The organism is Agromyces capsici, assembly GCF_058349965.1.
Genome location: NZ_JBYRET010000001.1, coordinates 1,649,937 through 1,666,564, shown reverse-complemented (window position 1 = coordinate 1,666,564; position 16,628 = coordinate 1,649,937). Strand labels below are relative to the sequence as shown.

The window sequence follows — 16,628 nt, the reverse complement described above, 5'->3', positions numbered from 1 at the left end:
GTTCCGATCGTGCGTGGCGGGTCATTCGGCCTCGGCGGCGCCGTTGATCGTAGCCTCGTCGATGCCGATGCCCGTGACGCCGTACTGGTCGAGGATGGCCTCGTAGGTGCCGTCGTCCATCAGGGACTGCAGGGCCGCCTGGATGGCCTTCGCGAACTGCTCGTTCTCCTTGAGCACGCCGATGCCGTTGAGCGTAGCGTCGTAGCCGTTGGGTGCCTCGGGGTCCTCGACCACCTCGAAGGTCTCGCCGTTGTTCGTGGTCTTCGCGACGTAGCCCGCGCTCGGCTTGGTGAGCAGCGATGCGACCGCCTTGCCGCTCGTGATCGCGAGCTGCGCGTCGGCGTCGGACGGGAACTCCGACAGCTCGATCGGATCGAGGCCCTCGGTTTCGCACTCGCCCTGCCAGACGTCGTTCACCAGGTCGACCTGGCTCGTCGCGGCCTGCACGGCGACGGCCGTGCCGCAGAGGTCGAGGAAGCTCTCGATCCCCTCGGGATTGCCGGCGGTGGTGAGGATGCCGGTGCCCGATGCCGAGTAGTCGACGAAGGTCAGCACCTCCATGCGCTCGACGCTCGAGGTCATCGCGGTGATCGTGGCGTCGTAGTTGCCGGCCTGCAGGGCGGGGATGATGCCGTCGAACGCCTGCTGCTCGAACTCGAACTCGATGCCGAGCTTCGCCCCGATCGCATGGCCGAGGTCGACGTCGACGCCGGTGAGCTCGTCCGATCCCTCCTCGACGAACATCTCGAACGGCGCGTAGGGCGCGTCGGTGGCGACCTTGATCACGCCGGCGTCGGCGAGGTCGGCGGGCACCAGCTCGGCGGCGGCCTCGTCGACGGTGATCTCGATGCCGGCGACCTCGACCGCGTCGGCGGACCCGGCCGCGGTGTCGTCCGCCGCCGAGCCCGGGGTGCTGCACGCGGCGAGCAGCAGGATGGCGCAGAGGCCCGCGCCGACGGATGCCGTGCGGAGGAGCGGGGTGGAAGCAGTCATGAGCATGGGTCCTTTGATCGCTGCGGTGGGATCGGAACACGACCGAGTATGTAACATTCGTTCCAACATTGCCACTCTGTGATCGATCTGTAACAAAACCCGATCGAGCCGGCCGGGTCTTCCGAAGGACCCGTATCGTGCATTAGCATCGCGCTCGCTAGTGCTCTTTCTGTAACGCACATTCCAAGGAGGCGATGGTGCGAACACTCCCCCTGCACATCACGTTCGGCGCGGTCGGCACGGCGGTCGCCGTGCTCGCCGCGACTCCGGCGATCGCGGCGCCGCCGTCGGACGGGGGCGCGCGGCCGCACGCCGTCCTCATCGGCGGGAACCTGTCGGAGGACGCGGAGATCCTGCAGGCCATCGTCGATCTCGCCGACCCGGATGGCGCGGGCCCGGCCAGGGCTCGCATCGCGATCGTGACCGCGGCCGCGCGCACGGCTCGCACACCGGCGCAGGCCGCCGACCCGTCGCTCAACAACGCCGCTGCGAACGGGCTGTACTACTCCGACCTCTTCCGGCAGTACGGCGCCGACACCTACGCCGTGCCCGTCGACACCGCGGTCGACTACGACGGTGACGAGTACCGCCCGGATCGAGCGGACGACCCCGCCGTCGTCGCCGAGCTCGCCGGGGCCACCGGCGTCTTCTTCGGCGGCGGCGACCAGATGCGCTACGTGCGCACCCTGCTGGACTGCGAGCCGGCCGTCGACGAGGCCGTCACCGCGTGCACGGACACGACGGTCATGGGCGCGCTCCGCGAGGCCGCCGACCGCGGCGTCGTCGCCGGCGTCAGCGCGGGCCTGACCATCCAGCAGGGCGCCGACATGATCACCGGAGGCGAGTCCTACGAGGCGTGGCGCGACGGCGCCACTCCCGGCTACCTCGATGACCCAGCCGAGCTCGGCTACGTCCCGCACGGCGGCCTCGGCTTCGTGGACGGCGTCCAGCTCGACAGCCACTTCGCCACCTGGGGCCGTCAGGGCCGCGCGATCAAGCTCGGCCTCGAGACCGGCCACGACCTGATCCTCGGCGTGGACGAGACGACCGCCGTGGTACTCGACCGCGGAACCGGCGTCGGCCGGGTCATCGGCGAGCACGGAGCCTCCCTGCTCGACCTCCGCGACGCCCGCGAGACCGACGGCGGCGTGACCGGCGTGCGGTGGAGCTACCTCACCGCCGGCGACGAGCTCAACCTGCGCCGCGGCCTCGCACTCCCGGCGGCGGACTCCACCGCCCTGCGTCCCACCGCGGGCCCGGTCGCCGAGCGCGCCGACGTCTGGGATTCGCTCGCCGGCGAGGGCGGCACCTACTCGCTGCGCGACCTCGCACGCGAGGCCGTCGCGTCGAGTGTGCGCACCGCGTCCGGGACGAGCTTCGAGATCGACCCGCAGTTCCGCACGAGCCTCGTGCGGAACCCGTCGACCCGCGCCTGGAGTACGCCGGCGGGTGGCGTCTCGTTCGCAGGACTCGAGGTCCGGATCGACCGCATCCCCTGACGCGGGCCGAATCCGCTCCTGCCGGCTGCCGGCATGCGAACGCATCCGGTCCCTCGGGACCGGATGCGTTCCGACGTCCGGTCGGTCCTCAGCCTGCTAGTTCACGATGAGCGAGGTCGGGACGGCCTCGTTCACGCACTCGACGTCCCACACGCCGCTGCCCCACCGCACGACGCTGAGGGCGGCGTTGCCGATCCCGGTTCGCAGGGCCGACGGGTCGGCGCCGAACGCCTCGAGCGCCAACATGATCGTGATCCCGCTCGAGACCACGAGCACGTCGCCGCCGCCCGCGGCGGTGGTCGCCGCTGCCAGCTCGTCGAGCGCCGCGACGACCCGGGCGCGCACGGCAGCGGGGGCCTCGGCGGGCGGGCCGAGCGCACGACTCCGTTCCGGGAGGTCCGCGAGCATGCCGAGGAAGGCGCGGTCGGCAGCGGACGGATCGGCCAACGCCGCCCGGAGTTCCGCGTTCGGCGCGCCCTCGAACGCCCCGAACCCCAGCTCGCGCAGCCGCGGGTCGAGGATCGGGGCGATCGGTGCGCCCGCGGCCCGAGCGGCGAGCTCCGCCGTCTCGCGATGGCGCATCCCGTCGGCCGCATGCACCGCGACGAGTCTCACGCCCTCCGCGCGCAGGCGCTCGCCGAGGCGGGTCGCCGCCTCGCGGCCGACGTCGGTGAGCGGCGAGTCCGCCCACCCCTGCACCCGGCCGAGCGCGTTCAGCATGCTCTCCGCATGGCGGACGAGCAGGACCCGCACGGAATGCGACGGACCGCTCACGCCGCCCCGGCCGGCTCGTGCTCCCACTGCGGGCGCGGCACCGAGTCGAGCAGGAGTCGCGTGTACTCGTGCGCGGGCGCGCGCAGCAGTTCGGCGGTCTCGCCGCGCTCGACGATCTCGCCGCGGCGCATGACCACCGTCTCCTCGCAGACCCGGCGTACGACGGCGAGGTCGTGGCTGATGAACAGCACGGTGAGCCTGCGCTCGCGGCGGATGCCGGCGACCAGGTCGAGCACCTGCGCCTGGACCGACACATCGAGGGCGCTCGTCGCCTCGTCCATCACGAGCAGGTCGGGCTCGATCGCGAGGGCGCGCGCGATCGCGACGCGCTGCCGCTGCCCGCCCGAGAGGGTGCGCGGGCGCGCCTGCGCGTGGCGCTCGTCGAGGCCGACCCGGTCGAGCAGGTCGAGCACCCGGTTCCTGGCCTCCCGGGATCCGAGCCGGGCGTGGAGCCGCAGCGCATCCTCGATGGAGCGGCCCGCGGTGATCCTCGGGTCGAGCGAGAGGTACGGGTCCTGGAACACCATCTGCACCGAGCGCGCGTGGGCCAGCCGCTCGGCGCGCGTGCGCGGCGCCGCCGTGCGGTCGCGGCCGTCGACGCGGATGTCGCCCGCATCCGCCTGCTCGAGGCCGACGATCATGCGCGCGAGCGTCGACTTGCCCGAGCCCGACTCCCCCACCACGCCGAGCGCGCCGCCACGCGGGATCGCGATCGACGCATCGGCGACGGCGGGCACCGGCGTCCGGCCGCGCGGGTGGTAGGTCTTCGAGAGCGACTCGACGACGAGCATGGGCTCGGCGGCGGCGGATGGTGCGGGGGCCGGGTTTCGAGACGCCGCGTCGCGGCTCCTCAACCCGCGGTCCTGGTCTCCGGCTTCGCGGCTCCTCGACCCGCGGTCGTCATCCCCCACTTCACCGACCTGGATCGTCGGGGTCGCCGCCACCAGCCGCTTCGTGTACGCGTCCTGCGGGTCGCTGAGCACGCGGCGGGCGTCGCCGCGCTCGACGACCCGGCCGCCGCTCATCACGACGATGCGATCGCAGAACGACGCCGCGAGGTTGAGGTCGTGCGTGATGAAGAGCATCCCCATGCCGCGGTTCGCGCGCTGCTCGGCCAGCACCCCGACGATCTCGGCCTGCGTCGTCACGTCGAGCGCGGTGGTCGGCTCGTCGCAGATGAGCAGCGGCGGGGAGCCCATGAGCGCGCCCGCGATCATGACCCGCTGCAGCATGCCCCCCGAAAGCTCGTGCGGGTGCTGGTGGAGGTGCTCCTCGGGGCGCGGCATCCGCACCGCACCGAGCAGTTCCGTCGCGCGGGCGCGGGCCTCCGCGCCGGGTCGGCCCGCGCCGAGCCGCATCGCCTCGGTCAGGTGGTCGCCGATCGTGCGCATGGGATTGATGCCGGCCCGCGGGTCCTGGAACACCATGGCGGCCGAGCGGCGGCGCAGGTCGAGCAACTCGCGCGTCGACGCGCCGAGCACCTCCCGGCCGTCGAGCCGTACGGAGCCGGCGATGGTCGCCCGATCGGGGAACAGGCCGAGCACCGAGCGCGCGGTGAGCGACTTGCCAGAGCCCGACTCGCCGACCAGGCCGACGGTCTCGCCCGCGGCGACGCTGAGCGAGATGCCGTCGAGGAGGTGCGTGGCGCCCGGCAGGTCGAGCGTGAGCCCGTCGATGTCGAGGAGTGTCATGCGGGGATCTCGCCTCCGATGCGGTCGGACAGTTCTTCGCCGATCACGTTCACCGCGACGACGACCACGACGACGGCGACGGCCGGCACGATCGCCGGGAGGAAGTAGCCGCCGATGAGGCCGGCCTGGGCCTCGTTGATCATCGCGCCCCAGTCCGCGGTCGGCGCCTGGACGCCGAGGCCGAGGAACGACAGCGCGGCGAGTTCGGCGAGCACGTAACCGAAGTTCAGCGTCGACTGCGCGCCCACGATGGGCGTGACGTTGGGGAGCACGCGGCGGAACGCGATCCACGCGCCGCCGAAGCCCTGCACGCGGTAGGCCGCGACGTAGGGGCGGCTGCGTTCGGCGGTCACGAGCGAGCGGGTGAGCCGGGCCACGAACGGCGCGTACGCGATGCTCATGGCGATCACCGGAGCGACGAGTCCCTTGCCGAACAGCGCCACCGCCATGATCGCGATGAGCAGCGAGGGGAAGGCGAACACGACGTCGAAGACTCGGCCGAGCGCGGCGTCGAGCCATCCGCCGCGCCATCCGGCGAGCAGGCCCAGCAGGATGCCGAGCACCGTCGACGTGACGACCACGAGCAGCGGGCCGAGCAGGGCGGTGCGCGCGCCGTAGACGAGCCGGCTGAGCAGGTCGCGCCCGAGCGCGTCGGTTCCGAGCCAGTGCGCGGCGCTCGGGCCCGCGTGCACGGCCGACAGGTCGACCTGGTCGGGCGGGTAGGGCGCGATGAGCGGCGCGAGGATCGCGGCGAGCGTCATCGCGGCGACGACGCCGAGGCTCACGAGCAGCGTGACGTTCGCGCGGCGCACGCGCGGGGCGCGCAGCACCTCCACGGCGAGGGTGGGGGTGGCGGTCATCTGGCAGCAGCTCCGGCGGCGGATCGGGGATCGACCCAGGGTTCGAGGAGGTCGACGATCGCGTTCACGACGACGAACGCGGTGACGACGAGGAGGACGATCGCCTGGACGACCGGGAAGTCGAGGCGATCGACCGACTGCACGAGGAGCGATCCGATCCCCGCGAGGCCGAACGCCGCCTCGACGATCGAGCTCGCCACGAGCAGGCCCGCGACGAGCAGGCCGCTCACGGTGAGGATCGGACCGAGCGCGTTCCGGAGCACGTGTCGGCGCACGACCGTCGCTCGCGTCAGGCCACGGCTCGTCGCGACCTCGACGTGCTCGCGGTCGAGCTGGTCGACCATCGACGAGCGGGTCACCTTGCCGACGAGCACGACGAACACGATCGCGAGGGCGATCGACGGCAGCACGAGGTGGTACACCGTGTCGAGCCCGCCGTCGCCCGAGCCGAACGACGGGAACCAGCCGAGCTGGACCGCGAACACCGCGATGAGCACGATCGAGCCGACGAACGACGGGATGGCGCCGAGCATCGTGAGTCCGACGAGCACCGCCCGGTCGAGCACGCGTCCGCGGTTGAGCGCCGCGACGATGCCGGCCAGCAGGCCGACGATCGCGATCATCAGCCCGGCCATGAGCACGAGCCCGAGCGTCACCGGCAGCCGCTCGCCGATGACGACCGAGACATCCTGCCGGTACTGCAGCGAGCGGCCGAAGTCGCCCTGCAGCACGCCGGCGACCCAGTTCAGGTACTGCTGCCACGGCGGCAGGTCGAGGCCGTACTGCTCGGTGACCTGCGCCACCGCCTCGGGGCTGGGCTTGCGGCCCCGCAGGAGGAACGACACGGGGTCGCCCGGCACGAGGAACCGAGAGAAGAAGACGAGCAGCGACGCGAGGAAGAGCGTCAGGGCGAGGGCGCCGAGCTTGCCGGCCACCCGGCGGAACGTGGCCGAACCGGTCCACGTTCCGCCGGGTCGCGACGCGGTGCGCCCGGCCGGGTCAGCGAGCGCCAATGGTCGCCGCCCACGGGTAGTAGAGGAACGCGATCGAGGGCGCGACGCCCGTGATCCGCTCGCCGACGAACACGGGCATCGGCCCCGTGAAGAGCGGCAGCCACGGCAGCTCGGCGTTCGCGATGCGCTGCGCCTCGGCCGTCTTCTCCGAGCGCGCGGCGGGGTCGTCGATCGCGATGGCCTCGTTCACGACGTCGTCGAAGGCCGGGTCGCTCCATCCGCCGTAGTTGCTGAACTCGCCGGTGCGCAGCACGCTGTACATCTCGAGCGGGTCGGGGCTCGAGAGGTACCAGACGGTGTAGAAGAGGTCGATGCCCTCGCGGGCACTCGGGTCGGAGAACAGCGCCGTGTACGCGTTCGGGGTGACCGTCTCGATGGTCGCCGTCAGGCCGATCGACTCGGCGGCGGCGGCCGTCGCCTGGGAGATGATGTTGAAGTCGCTGCCGATCGGCGCGGTGGCGAAGGTGATCTCCTCGCCCACGGCGCCGGCCTCCTCGACGAGGCGCTTGGCCTCCTCGAGGTCGTAGGGGTACTCCTCGAGGCCGTCGAACGCCGACTCGAGCGCCGCATCGCTCGCGCCGACCCAGACCGAGTCGGTCGTGAGCGCGTTCGTCACGTCGCCGTAGCCTTTCGCCGCGGCATCCACGATGCCCTGGCGGTCGAGCGCCATGAGCAGCGCCTGCCGCACGCGCAGGTCGCCGAGCGGGCCGTCGAGGTTCGAGACGATCAGGCTCGAGACCGCAGTGCTCAGGCCGAAGTGCACGTCGCCGACACCGGATGACTCGAGCTGGGCGATCGCGTCGAACGGGATCATCCAGCCGCCATCGACCTCGCCCGACTTCAGCGCGTTGACGCGAGCGGTGGAGTCGTTCATGAAGATGAACTCGACCTCACCCGATCGCGCGCGGAGTGCGTCGTCCCAGTAGCCGTCGTAGCGCGCCAGGGTGATGGACTCGCCCGACTTCCACTCCTCGAGCGAGAACGGGCCGGTGCAGTTCACGCCGCCGGTCGAGTTGCCGTAGTCGGCGCCCGCGGCCTCGAGGGTCGCGGCCGACTCGACGACGCCGGCCGAGCCGCCCATGGCGAGGTTGAACTGCGAGTCGGGCAGCGCCTCGGTGACCGTGACCTCGCGCTCGCCGGTCTGCTCGATCGAGACCACGTTCTGGTAGACGGAGTACCACGACGAGCCCACTGCGGGATCGAGGTGGCGGCTCATCGAGGCGACCACGTCGGCCGCGGTCAGGGTGGTGCCGTCGTGGAAGGTCACGCCGTCGCGGATCGTGTAGACCCAGGTGGTCGGCGTCGGATGCGTGTACGACTCGGCCAGACCGGGCGAGAGCGTGTAGTCGGGGTTCAGCCGCAGCAGCGACTCGCACACGTTGGCGAGCACCTGGTTGTCGGCGTAGTCGAAGGCGTAGGCGAAGTCGAGCGAGAACGGCTCGGCGTAGCTCACCCACGTGAACGAGTCGATGTCGCCGGATGGCGCGTCGGTCGTGGTCGTGAGCTCCCACTCGACGCTCGCGTCGGCGTCGGGTTCGGGGCCGGTGCAGCCGGCGAGGGCGAGGGCGGCGGTCAGGCCGCCGGCGACGACGGCGGCGGTGCGCCGTGCGCGCCGGGGACGGCGGTCCGGGGTGCGGGGTGCGGACATGATGCTCCTCAGGGGTCAGCTGGTGCGGGTGTGGGCGAGGGCGCCCTCGATCCACGTGGACGTCACGGTGGACCGGTGGATCTCGTCGGCGGGCAGGCCGAACGGGTCGGGATCGAGTACGACGAGGTTGGCGAGGTAGCCCTCGCGGAGGTATCCGGTGTCGTGGTCGCGGTGGTTCACGTAGGCGGTGCCCGAGGTGTAGGCGGCCATCGCCGTGGCGAGGTCGAGGCGCTGGTGCGCGCCGCCGAGCGGTTCGGCGTCGGTGCCGGGAGCGACCCGGGTGACCGCGATGTGGATCGCGTCCATCGGGTCCGGGCTGGAGACGGGCCAGTCGCTGCCCGCGGCGAGCCGGGCGCCGTGACGCACGAGGTCGCCGAACGGGTACTGGCGCGCCTCGGCGCCGTCCTGCAGGAACGGCAGCGTCAGCTCGTCGATCTGGTCCTCGTGGGTGGCCCAGAGCGCCTGGATGTTGGCGACCGCATCGAGCGCGGCGAAGCGCGCCGTCTCGGCCTCCTCGACGACCTGCAGGTGCGCGAGGTGGTGGCGGCGGTCGCCGGCGCCGTTCGCCTCGCGCGCGGCCTCGACCGCGTCGAGGGCTTCGCGCACGGCCCGGTCGCCGAGCGCGTGGAAGTGCACCTGGAAGCCGGCGGCGTCGAGCCTCGTGACGATCTCGCGCAGCCGCTCGGGGTCGATGAAGGAGAGGCCGCGGTTCGACGTTTCGTGCCCGTGCGCGTCGCGGTAGGGCTCGAGCATCGCCGCGGTCTGGTTCTCGGCGACGCCGTCGACCATGATCTTCACGGTGCCGAGCGTGCAGCGTCCGCCGTCGAGCGCGGCGAACTCGCCGCGCCGGGCGATCATGGCGTCGACCTGCTCGAGCCCGCCGCCGCGCTCCCACCATTGCGCGCCGACGACGTGCGCACGCAGCGTGCCGTCGACGATCGCGCGGCGGTAGGCGGATGCCACGTCCTGCACGCCGCCGAGGCCGCTGCCGATCCACGCGTCCTGCCAGCCGGTGATGCCGAGGGCGATGAGCTCGTCCTGCGCGCGCAGCAGCCCGGCGTAGGCGAGGTCGTGGCTGATCGGCGGGCGGACCTCACTGAAGAGATCGCTCGCACCCTCGTGGAACGTGCCGGCGGGCGTGCCGTCGGGCTCGCGCTCGATGCGTCCGTCGGCCGGGTTTGGCGTGGCGGCGTCGATGCCGGCGGCCCGGATCGCCGCGGTGTTCGCCCAGGTCGAGTGGTGGTCGCGGCTCATGAGCAGCACGGGCCGGTCGGGCACGACGGCGTCGAGCAGGCCGCGCACGGGCGCCCCGCCCGGGAAGTGGTCCATCGACCATCCGCCGCCCTGGATCCAGCCCTCGTCGGGATTCGCGTCGGCGTAGGCCTTCACGCGGGCGACCGCGTCCGCGGCATCCGTCGCCTCCGCGAGGTTGCACATCAGCAGCTCGACGCCGGCGCTCAGCGGGTGCACGTGGGCGTCCTGGAAGCCCGGGCTCAGCAGCGCCCCCTCGAGGTCGACGATCCGCGTCGCCGGGCCGATCCAGGCGGATGCCTCGGGCTCCGGTACGACGGCCGCGATGCGACCTCCGGCGACGGCCACCGCGTGGCCCCGCAGCGGCTCGCCGGTTCCGGTGAACACGGCTCCGCCGGTGAACAGTACGTCTGCAGGCAACAGCGCCCCTCGCTTTCCTCGTCGAACCGGGGTGATGCGGCGAGGCTAATCGGAGGCCGGCACAGTTGTCAACGCTGTTGACAACACTGTGGTCATCACCGACGATTGGAGCGCTGCGCCCGCGAGGCGAGCCCACGAGCCCGCAGGGGTCGCGGGCGTGGCACCATGAAGCACGAGACGAACGAAGCGAGGACGATGACGACGGACGGCGCGCGATCCCCGAGCGACTCGAGGGCTCGCCAGGCGAAGCGGCACCGGCTCGACCGCGACCGCATCATCGCCGCGGGGCTCGAGCTCGCGGCCACGCCCGGCACGGCGTCGATCTCGGTGCGCGAGCTGGGCACCCGGCTCGGCGCCGATCCGACGGCGATCTACCGCCACTTCCGGAGCAAGGAGCAGCTCATGCAGGCGCTCCTCGACGACCTGGTCGGCCGCAGCGTCGCCGAGGTGACCGCCGACCCCGAGGAGTGGCGCGACCGCCTGCGCCAGCTCGCCGACTCCACCCTCCGACTCTTCTCGCGCCATCCGGCGATCGGTGTCGAAGCGACCGTGCTCACCACGCACGGGCCGGGCGAGCTCGCCGCCGTCGAGTTCATGCTCGACGCGTTCTCGCGGGCGGGCCTCGAGGGCGACGACCTCGTGAAGCACTACGCGCTGCTCGCCGCACACGTGCTCTCGAGTGCGGCCGGCATCGCCCGCGCCCGCGCCGAGCGCGGCGAGCCGAGCGACTCGGGCGATTCCGGCGTCGCCGAGCCGAGCCCCTGGATCGAGGGTCCGCTGCTCGTCGACCCGCGGACCCACCCGCACATCGCCGCGGTGAGCCGCCAGCTGAGCGAGCTCGAGGACCGCGACCTGTTCCTGCTCGGCGTCGAGGCGGTCATCCAGTCGGCGGAGCGGACCGCGCGAGCCTGAGGTCTTCGCGCGGCCGCGCCATCCGACCGCTGGTTTCTACGTAATGTAGAAGACATGCACCGCACGACGCTCGCCCTCCGGCTGCTGCTGCCCGCGTTCCTCATCGGCGCGATCGTCGCGATCTCGTTCCTCGAGGCACCGCTGAAGTTCCAGGCGCCCGGGATCACGATCCCGCTCGGCCTCGGCATCGGCCGCCTCGTGTTCACCGCGCTGAACATCCTGACCGGCGTCGTCCTCGCGGTGCTCACGCTCGTGAGCCTGCGGCGACCACGCGCCGGGCGCGCCTCGCTCGCCCTGCTCGGCGCGACGTGGGCCGTCTTCCTCGTCGAGGTCGCGGTCATCCGCCCAGTGCTCAACCGGCGCAGCGACCTCGTCATCGCGGGCGCCGAGGCGCCGGGCACCGACTGGGCGCATTACGCCTACATCGCAGCGGATGTCGCGGTGCTGGCGCTGCTCGTCGCGCTCGTCGTCGTCACGGTCCGCGAGACCCTGCCCGCCGGCGCGTCGCGGACCGAGCCGCCTCGCAGCGCTTGACACGGAATAGTTCATAGACAAAACTCTGTGGACGACGCGACATCGACGTCGCCCGACACAGGAGTCCACATGCGCATCGTCATCGCCGGAGCCGGCATCGGCGGCCTGGCCGCCGCCCTCAGCCTCGAGGCCGCGGGGTTCCGCGACATCACGATCCACGAACGCGCGACCCAGCTGCGCGGTCTGGGCGTCGGCATCAACCTGCTCCCCCACGCGATGCGCGAGCTCACCGAACTGGGGCTCGCCGACCGCATCGCCGCACTCGGCGTGCCGCCGACCACGCTCGCCTACTTCAATCGGTTCGGCCAGCCGATCTGGAGCGAGCCGCGCGGGCGCGAGGCCGGCTACCGGTGGCCGCAGCTCTCGGTGCACCGCGGGCGCCTCCAGCTCGCGCTGCGCGACGCGGTGATCGAGCGCCTCGGCGACGTCATCCGGCTCGACCACCGGCTCGAGGGCGTGACCGACGGGGCCGACACCGTCACCGCCCGGTTCGCGACCCCGGACGGCCCGGTGGAGGTCGAGGCCGACGCCCTCATCGGCGCCGACGGCATCCACTCCGCCCTGCGCGCCCTGCGCTACCCCGACGACGGCGAGCCGGTGTGGAGCGGCCTCACCCTCTGGCGGGGCACGACCGTCATCCCGTCCTACCTCGACGGCCGGACCATGATCATGGCCGGCGACGGCGACCAGAAGTTCGTCGCCTACCCGCTCGAGGAGCCGCGACCCGACGGCCTGCAGCGCATCAACTTCATCGCCGAGCGCCGCGGCACCGGCTCGCCCGACGCCGACTGGAACCGCGCCGTCGACCCCGCACCCATCGTCGAGCTCTTCCGCGACTGGCGCTACGACTGGCTCGACGTGCCGGCCGCGATCGCCGCGGCCGAGGAGATCCTCGAGTACCCGATGGTCGACCGCGACGCGCTGCCGCGCTGGTCGTTCGGCCGCACCACGCTCCTCGGCGACGCGGCGCACGCGATGTACCCGAACGGGTCGAACGGCGGGTCGCAGGCGATCCTCGATGCGCGCACGCTCGCCTTCCACCTCGCGAGCGCGCCGGCCGTCGACGAGGCCCTCGCCGCCTACGACGCGGCGCGCCGGCCCGCGACGGCGAAGCTGCTCGAGCTGACCCGGCAGACCGGCCCGGAGCGGGTCATGCTCCTGGCCCGCGAGCGCGCGCCCGAGGGCTTCGACGACATCCACGACGTCATCCCTGCCGCCGAACTCGAGCAGGTCGCCGCCGACTACAAGCGGGCCGCGGGCTTCCACCCCGACGCACTCAACGAGCGCTCGTCGCTGACGGTCGGGGTCGCATCGTGACGTTCGACGCCGCCCGCCTCGCGGCCGTCATCTCGCCCCTGCGGCGCGCACTGCTCGCCTCGGCGCGCGAGCGCGAGGCGCTGCCCGACATCCCCGACGCGCAGATCGAGGTGATCCGGGCGCTGCCGCGCGGCACCGTGACCTCGCCGAGCGACCTCGCCCGGTCACTCGGCCTCAAGCGGTCCACGATCAGCAACCTGCTCGCGTCCATGGAGCGCTCCGGCCTCGTCGCCCGGCGCCCCCGCGCCGACGACCGCCGCCACGTCGAGGTCGTCGCGTCCGCCGACGCCCTCGGCTACTTCGAGCGCTTCGACGCGGCGAGCGCCGCGATCGTCGCCCGCGCGGCGTCCGCGCTGACGCCGGCCGAGCTCGCGGCGCTGGATGCCGCGGTGCCGGTGCTCGAGCGGCTGCGCGACGTGCTCGTCGAGCAACGTCGCGACGCGACATCCGTCATGGAGGAAGCCTGATGCACGACCCCGCCGTTCCCGGCCTGGAGCCCGCCTTCGACGTCGCGGTGCGACTCGGACCACTCGACGACCACGGCGTCACGCGTGCAGGTCACCGGCGCGTCATCCCCATCGTCGGGGGCACCGTCACCGGCGGCGTCGACGCCGAGATCCTCCCGGGCGGCGCCGACTGGCAACGCGTGCGCCCCGACGGCGCGATCGAGATCGACGGCCGGTACACCGCCCGCACCCCCGACGGCGAGCTGCTCTACCTGCAGGCCGTCGGCGTGCGCACCGGCCCGCCCGAGGTGCTCGAGGCGCTGCTGCGCGGTGAGGATGTCGTGCCCGACCGCTACTACTTCCGCACCGTCGTGACCGTCGAGACCTCGGCCCCGAGGCTGCGGCACCTCGAGCACGCCCTGTTCGTCGCCTCGTGCGTGCGCGACGCGGATGCGGTTCGGTACACCGCGTACCGCGTGACGTAGTCGTACGTCGGCGCACTCGGTCGGACCGGACGGTCCGACCGGGAGTAGCCTCGCAGGAGCGCCGGGTCACGACCGGCGAGGGAATGGAGGACGTGCGTGGGCCGAGGCGACGATCAGCGGCAGGTGACCATCGACCGGTTGACGCGCGCGGCGCGCGTCGCGCTCGGCAGCGGCCGTGCGCTCGACGAGCGACTGGTCGCAGACATCTGCGAGCAGAACGGCGTGCACCCGACCGCGTTCCGACGCTTCTTCCCGACCGACGATGCCCTGCTCGATGCGGTGAACGAGCAGCTCGTGCACAACTGCGTGACCCGCCTGCGTTCTGCGGTCGACGCGTTCGAGGCGATGGCCGACCCCGCCGCCGACCCGATCGAGACCGCGGCGCGACTGCTCGCCGACTCGTGGCCGCTCGATCGCGGCGGGTTGATCCTCCGCGCCCAGCGCCGGCTTCGGGCGCTGACCTCGCACGCCGGCAGCGGCGATGCGGCGGCGGCCGCCGAGCGCTCGTTCGTCGACCGGCTCGTGCCGGTGTTCGAGGATCTCGCGGCGAAGCTCGACCGGCGCTTCGTCTGGCCGCCCGTGCTCGCCGTTCGGGTCATCGTCGACACGTACGAGCGGTCGTTCGAGAGCTGGCTGCTCATGGGCAACCGCGAGGAGGACTTCGACGCCTCACCGTACGCGACTCGGACGCTGCCGGTGCTGCTCCGCGAGACGAGCGCGCCCACCCAGGCCGGGTGAGCATCACGATCGGCGCGCGCGCCGGTCTCGGCGTGCGCCGATCTCGGGGCCCTCAGAGCGTCGCAGCGTGCGGATCGAACTCCGCCGGCAGCGAGCCGGGTTCCTCGATCGAGCTGCCGACCGTCGCGAACGAACGCGATTCGGCCGCCTCCTCGATCGCCAGCAGGGTGTCGAGCACGTGATAGCCGAATCGACCCGTCGCGACGTGCGGGCGGTCGTCGCGGATGGCACGCGCCATGTCGAGCACGCCGAGCCCACGACCGGCGAGCACGCCCTCCTGCGGCACGTCGAGCACGTCCTGCACGATCGGAGCCGGCGGCACGACCATCTCGGTGAGCTTCCGGGTGATCGTGATCGGGCCGCCGAAGGTGTTGGGGTCGGGGATGACCAGGGTGCCCTCGGTGCCGGTGATCTCGACGATCCCGTGCCGGAGCAGCGGGGAGTCGGTGCTGTAGAGGCTCTGGGCCTGGCCGCCCTGCTCGAAGTCCATCAGGACCGAGAGGGTAGAGGGGATCTCGACGGGGAACTCCTGCCCGGTGAGCTCGCCCACCTCGACGCGACGCGTCGGCGTGCCCTGGAGGCCGAGCGCGGCGACCGAGGCGACCGGGCCGAAGATATGGACAAGCGCCGAGACGTAGTACGGACCCATGTCGAGCAGCGGCCCGGCGCCCTTCGCGTAGAGGAACGCGGGGTTCGGGTGGAAGATCTCCGGGCCCTGCCACTGGAACGCGGTCTGCGCGTACAGCGGCCGGCCGATGTCGCCGCGGGCGATCGCACGCTTCGCCGTCTGCACGCCGGGGCCGAGCACCGTGTCGGGCGCGACGCCGACGCGGAGCCCCGCGGCATCCGCCGTCTCGAGCAGCCGGAGCGATTCCTCGCGATCCACGCCGATCGGCTTCTCGGTCCAGACATGTTTGCCCGCGGCGACGATCGCCTCGGACACCTCGACGTGCACCGCCGGGATCGTGAGGTTCACCACGATCTCGATCTCGGGATCGGACAGGACCACGTCGACGCCACCCCAGCGCGGCACGCCGTACGCGTCCGCCTGGGCGCGGGCGCGGGCTTCGATCACGTCGGCGATGGCGAGCACGCGGAGGTCGGGGAAGCTCGTCAGGCTCGTCAGGTACTGGTCGCTGATGTTGCCCGCGCCGATGATCCCGACGCCGACCGGTCCGGTCGCGGCGGCCATCAGGCGGCGACCTTCTCGTCGAGGAAGATGCGGCTCTGCTCGAGGGCGGCGAAGAGGTCGCCGTCGAACCGGTCGAACTCCACGATCGCCAACTCGAGCGCCGGTGCGGCGGCGATCGCTTCGCGCAGGGGCACCGCACCCTGGCCCGCGGGCAGCTGATCGGCGGGCGGGTACGCCGCCACCGCCTCGGGGTCGAGCGTGCCGTCCTTCGCGTGGACCGCGATCACGCGATCCCCGAGCCGCTGCAGCAGCGCCACTGGATCGACGCCGGCGCGGGCCACCCAGTACAGGTCGATCTCGAGCACCACACGCGGGTCGAGCAGGCGGGCGAGCACCTCCAGGCCGGTCTCGCCGTCGAACGTGGCCTCGAGCTCGTGCGCGTGGTTGTGATAACCGACACGGATGCCGCGGGCCGCGCCGATCTCGGCGGCGGCGTTGAGCAGACGCGCGGTCTCGGCGATCTGCTCGACCGACTCCCACCGGGCGGGCTCGGTGTACGGATCGATCACGGTCGTCATGCCCAGCGTCGCCGCGGCGGCGAACACCTCGTCGGGACCGGGGACCGCGATGGTCGTGCCGCTGCCGTCGGGGTTCACGAACGAGGTCGACGCGAGGAACGCGTGGCCCGACGGAGCCGAGAGGCCGTGCGACGCCAGCGCGGCGGCCAGCGCCTCGGCGCGGCGCACGAAGTCGTAGGGCTCGACCGCGGCGAACCCGCACGCGGCGACCCGTGCGAGGGCACGGTCGAGATCGGCATCCACGGCCTCCTTGATCGTGAACAGCTGGATCGATGTCTGGACTGCCATTGCTCCTCCTTCTCCGTCTCGCATGGCGTGCGCGCGGCCGGTGGCCCAA

Annotated in this window: 16 protein-coding genes; 7 read left to right on the top strand and 9 right to left on the bottom strand. The window is 72.5% G+C overall.

What is annotated here, in order from left to right:
* Positions 1–21 precede the first annotated feature (21 nt).
* A complete protein-coding gene (locus AC3RKB_RS07910; protein WP_491435543.1) occupies positions 22–993 on the bottom strand; it encodes an ABC transporter substrate-binding protein in 972 nt (323 codons plus the stop codon).
* A 197-nt stretch (positions 994–1,190) separates the two neighbouring features.
* On the opposite strand from AC3RKB_RS07910, the gene AC3RKB_RS07905 reads away from it, so the two are divergent.
* Positions 1,191–2,492 (top strand): cyanophycinase, encoded by a 1,302-nt coding sequence (locus AC3RKB_RS07905; RefSeq protein ID WP_491435542.1) that lies wholly within the window; start codon positions 1,191–1,193, stop codon positions 2,490–2,492.
* A 96-nt stretch (positions 2,493–2,588) separates the two neighbouring features.
* On the opposite strand, the gene AC3RKB_RS07900 is transcribed toward AC3RKB_RS07905, so the two are convergent.
* The 6 genes from AC3RKB_RS07900 to AC3RKB_RS07875 all read right to left on the bottom strand — a co-directional run bounded on the left by AC3RKB_RS07900 (position 2,589) and on the right by AC3RKB_RS07875 (position 10,149).
* Positions 2,589–3,245: a histidine phosphatase family protein gene (locus tag AC3RKB_RS07900; RefSeq protein WP_491435541.1), complete on the bottom strand. Its 657-nt coding sequence runs from the start codon at positions 3,243–3,245 to the stop codon at positions 2,589–2,591.
* Positions 3,246–3,262: 17 nt separating this feature from the next.
* Positions 3,263–4,957, bottom strand: a complete 1,695-nt coding sequence (locus tag AC3RKB_RS07895) for a dipeptide ABC transporter ATP-binding protein (RefSeq protein ID WP_491435540.1) — start codon at positions 4,955–4,957, stop codon at positions 3,263–3,265.
* A complete protein-coding gene (locus AC3RKB_RS07890) occupies positions 4,954–5,817 on the bottom strand; it encodes an ABC transporter permease (RefSeq protein ID WP_491435539.1) in 864 nt (287 codons plus the stop codon). Before AC3RKB_RS07890 ends, AC3RKB_RS07895 begins: the two co-directional genes overlap by 4 nt.
* On the bottom strand, positions 5,814–6,752 hold the full coding sequence (locus AC3RKB_RS07885; RefSeq protein WP_491435538.1) for an ABC transporter permease: 939 nt from the start codon (positions 6,750–6,752) through the stop codon (positions 5,814–5,816). Before AC3RKB_RS07885 ends, AC3RKB_RS07890 begins: the two co-directional genes overlap by 4 nt.
* A 64-nt stretch (positions 6,753–6,816) precedes the next feature.
* Positions 6,817–8,478: an ABC transporter substrate-binding protein gene (locus AC3RKB_RS07880; RefSeq protein WP_491435537.1), complete on the bottom strand. Its 1,662-nt coding sequence runs from the start codon at positions 8,476–8,478 to the stop codon at positions 6,817–6,819.
* Positions 8,479–8,493: 15 nt separating this feature from the next.
* Positions 8,494–10,149, bottom strand: a complete 1,656-nt coding sequence (locus AC3RKB_RS07875; protein WP_491435536.1) for an amidohydrolase — start codon at positions 10,147–10,149, stop codon at positions 8,494–8,496.
* Positions 10,150–10,344: 195 nt separating this feature from the next.
* On the opposite strand from AC3RKB_RS07875, the gene AC3RKB_RS07870 reads away from it, so the two are divergent.
* The 6 genes from AC3RKB_RS07870 to AC3RKB_RS07845 all read left to right on the top strand — a co-directional run bounded on the left by AC3RKB_RS07870 (position 10,345) and on the right by AC3RKB_RS07845 (position 14,581).
* Positions 10,345–11,061 carry a TetR/AcrR family transcriptional regulator gene (locus tag AC3RKB_RS07870; RefSeq protein WP_491435535.1) on the top strand — a complete coding sequence of 239 codons (717 nt, stop codon included), beginning with the start codon at positions 10,345–10,347 and terminating at the stop codon, positions 11,059–11,061.
* Between the two features lie 54 nt (positions 11,062–11,115).
* Entirely contained in the window at positions 11,116–11,595 is a 480-nt protein-coding gene (locus AC3RKB_RS07865; RefSeq protein WP_491435534.1) for a hypothetical protein, read from the top strand.
* 69 nt (positions 11,596–11,664) lie between these two features.
* Positions 11,665–12,912: a flavin-dependent oxidoreductase gene (locus tag AC3RKB_RS07860; protein ID WP_491435533.1), complete on the top strand. Its 1,248-nt coding sequence runs from the start codon at positions 11,665–11,667 to the stop codon at positions 12,910–12,912.
* Entirely contained in the window at positions 12,909–13,379 is a 471-nt protein-coding gene (locus tag AC3RKB_RS07855) for a MarR family transcriptional regulator (RefSeq protein ID WP_491435532.1), read from the top strand. The genes AC3RKB_RS07860 and AC3RKB_RS07855 overlap by 4 nt, the downstream gene beginning before the upstream one ends.
* Positions 13,379–13,843 (top strand): DUF3237 domain-containing protein, encoded by a 465-nt coding sequence (locus AC3RKB_RS07850; protein WP_491435531.1) that lies wholly within the window; start codon positions 13,379–13,381, stop codon positions 13,841–13,843. The genes AC3RKB_RS07855 and AC3RKB_RS07850 overlap by 1 nt, the downstream gene beginning before the upstream one ends.
* A gap of 96 nt (positions 13,844–13,939) precedes the next feature.
* Positions 13,940–14,581, top strand: a complete 642-nt coding sequence (locus AC3RKB_RS07845; RefSeq protein WP_491435530.1) for a hypothetical protein — start codon at positions 13,940–13,942, stop codon at positions 14,579–14,581.
* A 52-nt stretch (positions 14,582–14,633) separates the two neighbouring features.
* Here AC3RKB_RS07845 and AC3RKB_RS07840 read toward each other — a convergent pair whose 3' ends face one another.
* Positions 14,634–15,773, bottom strand: a complete 1,140-nt coding sequence (locus AC3RKB_RS07840; protein ID WP_491435529.1) for a Gfo/Idh/MocA family protein — start codon at positions 15,771–15,773, stop codon at positions 14,634–14,636.
* Positions 15,773–16,579 (bottom strand): sugar phosphate isomerase/epimerase family protein, encoded by an 807-nt coding sequence (locus tag AC3RKB_RS07835; RefSeq protein ID WP_491435528.1) that lies wholly within the window; start codon positions 16,577–16,579, stop codon positions 15,773–15,775. The genes AC3RKB_RS07840 and AC3RKB_RS07835 overlap by 1 nt, the downstream gene beginning before the upstream one ends.
* Between the last annotated feature and the right edge of the window lie 49 nt (positions 16,580–16,628).

What these genes read in the sequence shown, in the direction of transcription:
- AC3RKB_RS07840 (WP_491435529.1), bottom strand. Translation starts at nt 15,773, where the DNA reads ATGGCCGCCGCGACCGGACCGGTCGGCGTCGGGATCATCGGCGCGGGC.
- AC3RKB_RS07910 (WP_491435543.1), bottom strand. Translation starts at nt 993, where the DNA reads ATGACTGCTTCCACCCCGCTCCTCCGCACGGCATCCGTCGGCGCGGGC.
- AC3RKB_RS07860 (WP_491435533.1), top strand. Translation starts at nt 11,665, where the DNA reads ATGCGCATCGTCATCGCCGGAGCCGGCATCGGCGGCCTGGCCGCCGCC.
- AC3RKB_RS07870 (WP_491435535.1), top strand. Translation starts at nt 10,345, where the DNA reads ATGACGACGGACGGCGCGCGATCCCCGAGCGACTCGAGGGCTCGCCAG.
- AC3RKB_RS07850 (WP_491435531.1), top strand. Translation starts at nt 13,379, where the DNA reads ATGCACGACCCCGCCGTTCCCGGCCTGGAGCCCGCCTTCGACGTCGCG.
- AC3RKB_RS07835 (WP_491435528.1), bottom strand. Translation starts at nt 16,579, where the DNA reads ATGGCAGTCCAGACATCGATCCAGCTGTTCACGATCAAGGAGGCCGTG.
- AC3RKB_RS07895 (WP_491435540.1), bottom strand. Translation starts at nt 4,957, where the DNA reads ATGACACTCCTCGACATCGACGGGCTCACGCTCGACCTGCCGGGCGCC.
- AC3RKB_RS07865 (WP_491435534.1), top strand. Translation starts at nt 11,116, where the DNA reads ATGCACCGCACGACGCTCGCCCTCCGGCTGCTGCTGCCCGCGTTCCTC.
- AC3RKB_RS07890 (WP_491435539.1), bottom strand. Translation starts at nt 5,817, where the DNA reads ATGACCGCCACCCCCACCCTCGCCGTGGAGGTGCTGCGCGCCCCGCGC.
- AC3RKB_RS07880 (WP_491435537.1), bottom strand. Translation starts at nt 8,478, where the DNA reads ATGTCCGCACCCCGCACCCCGGACCGCCGTCCCCGGCGCGCACGGCGC.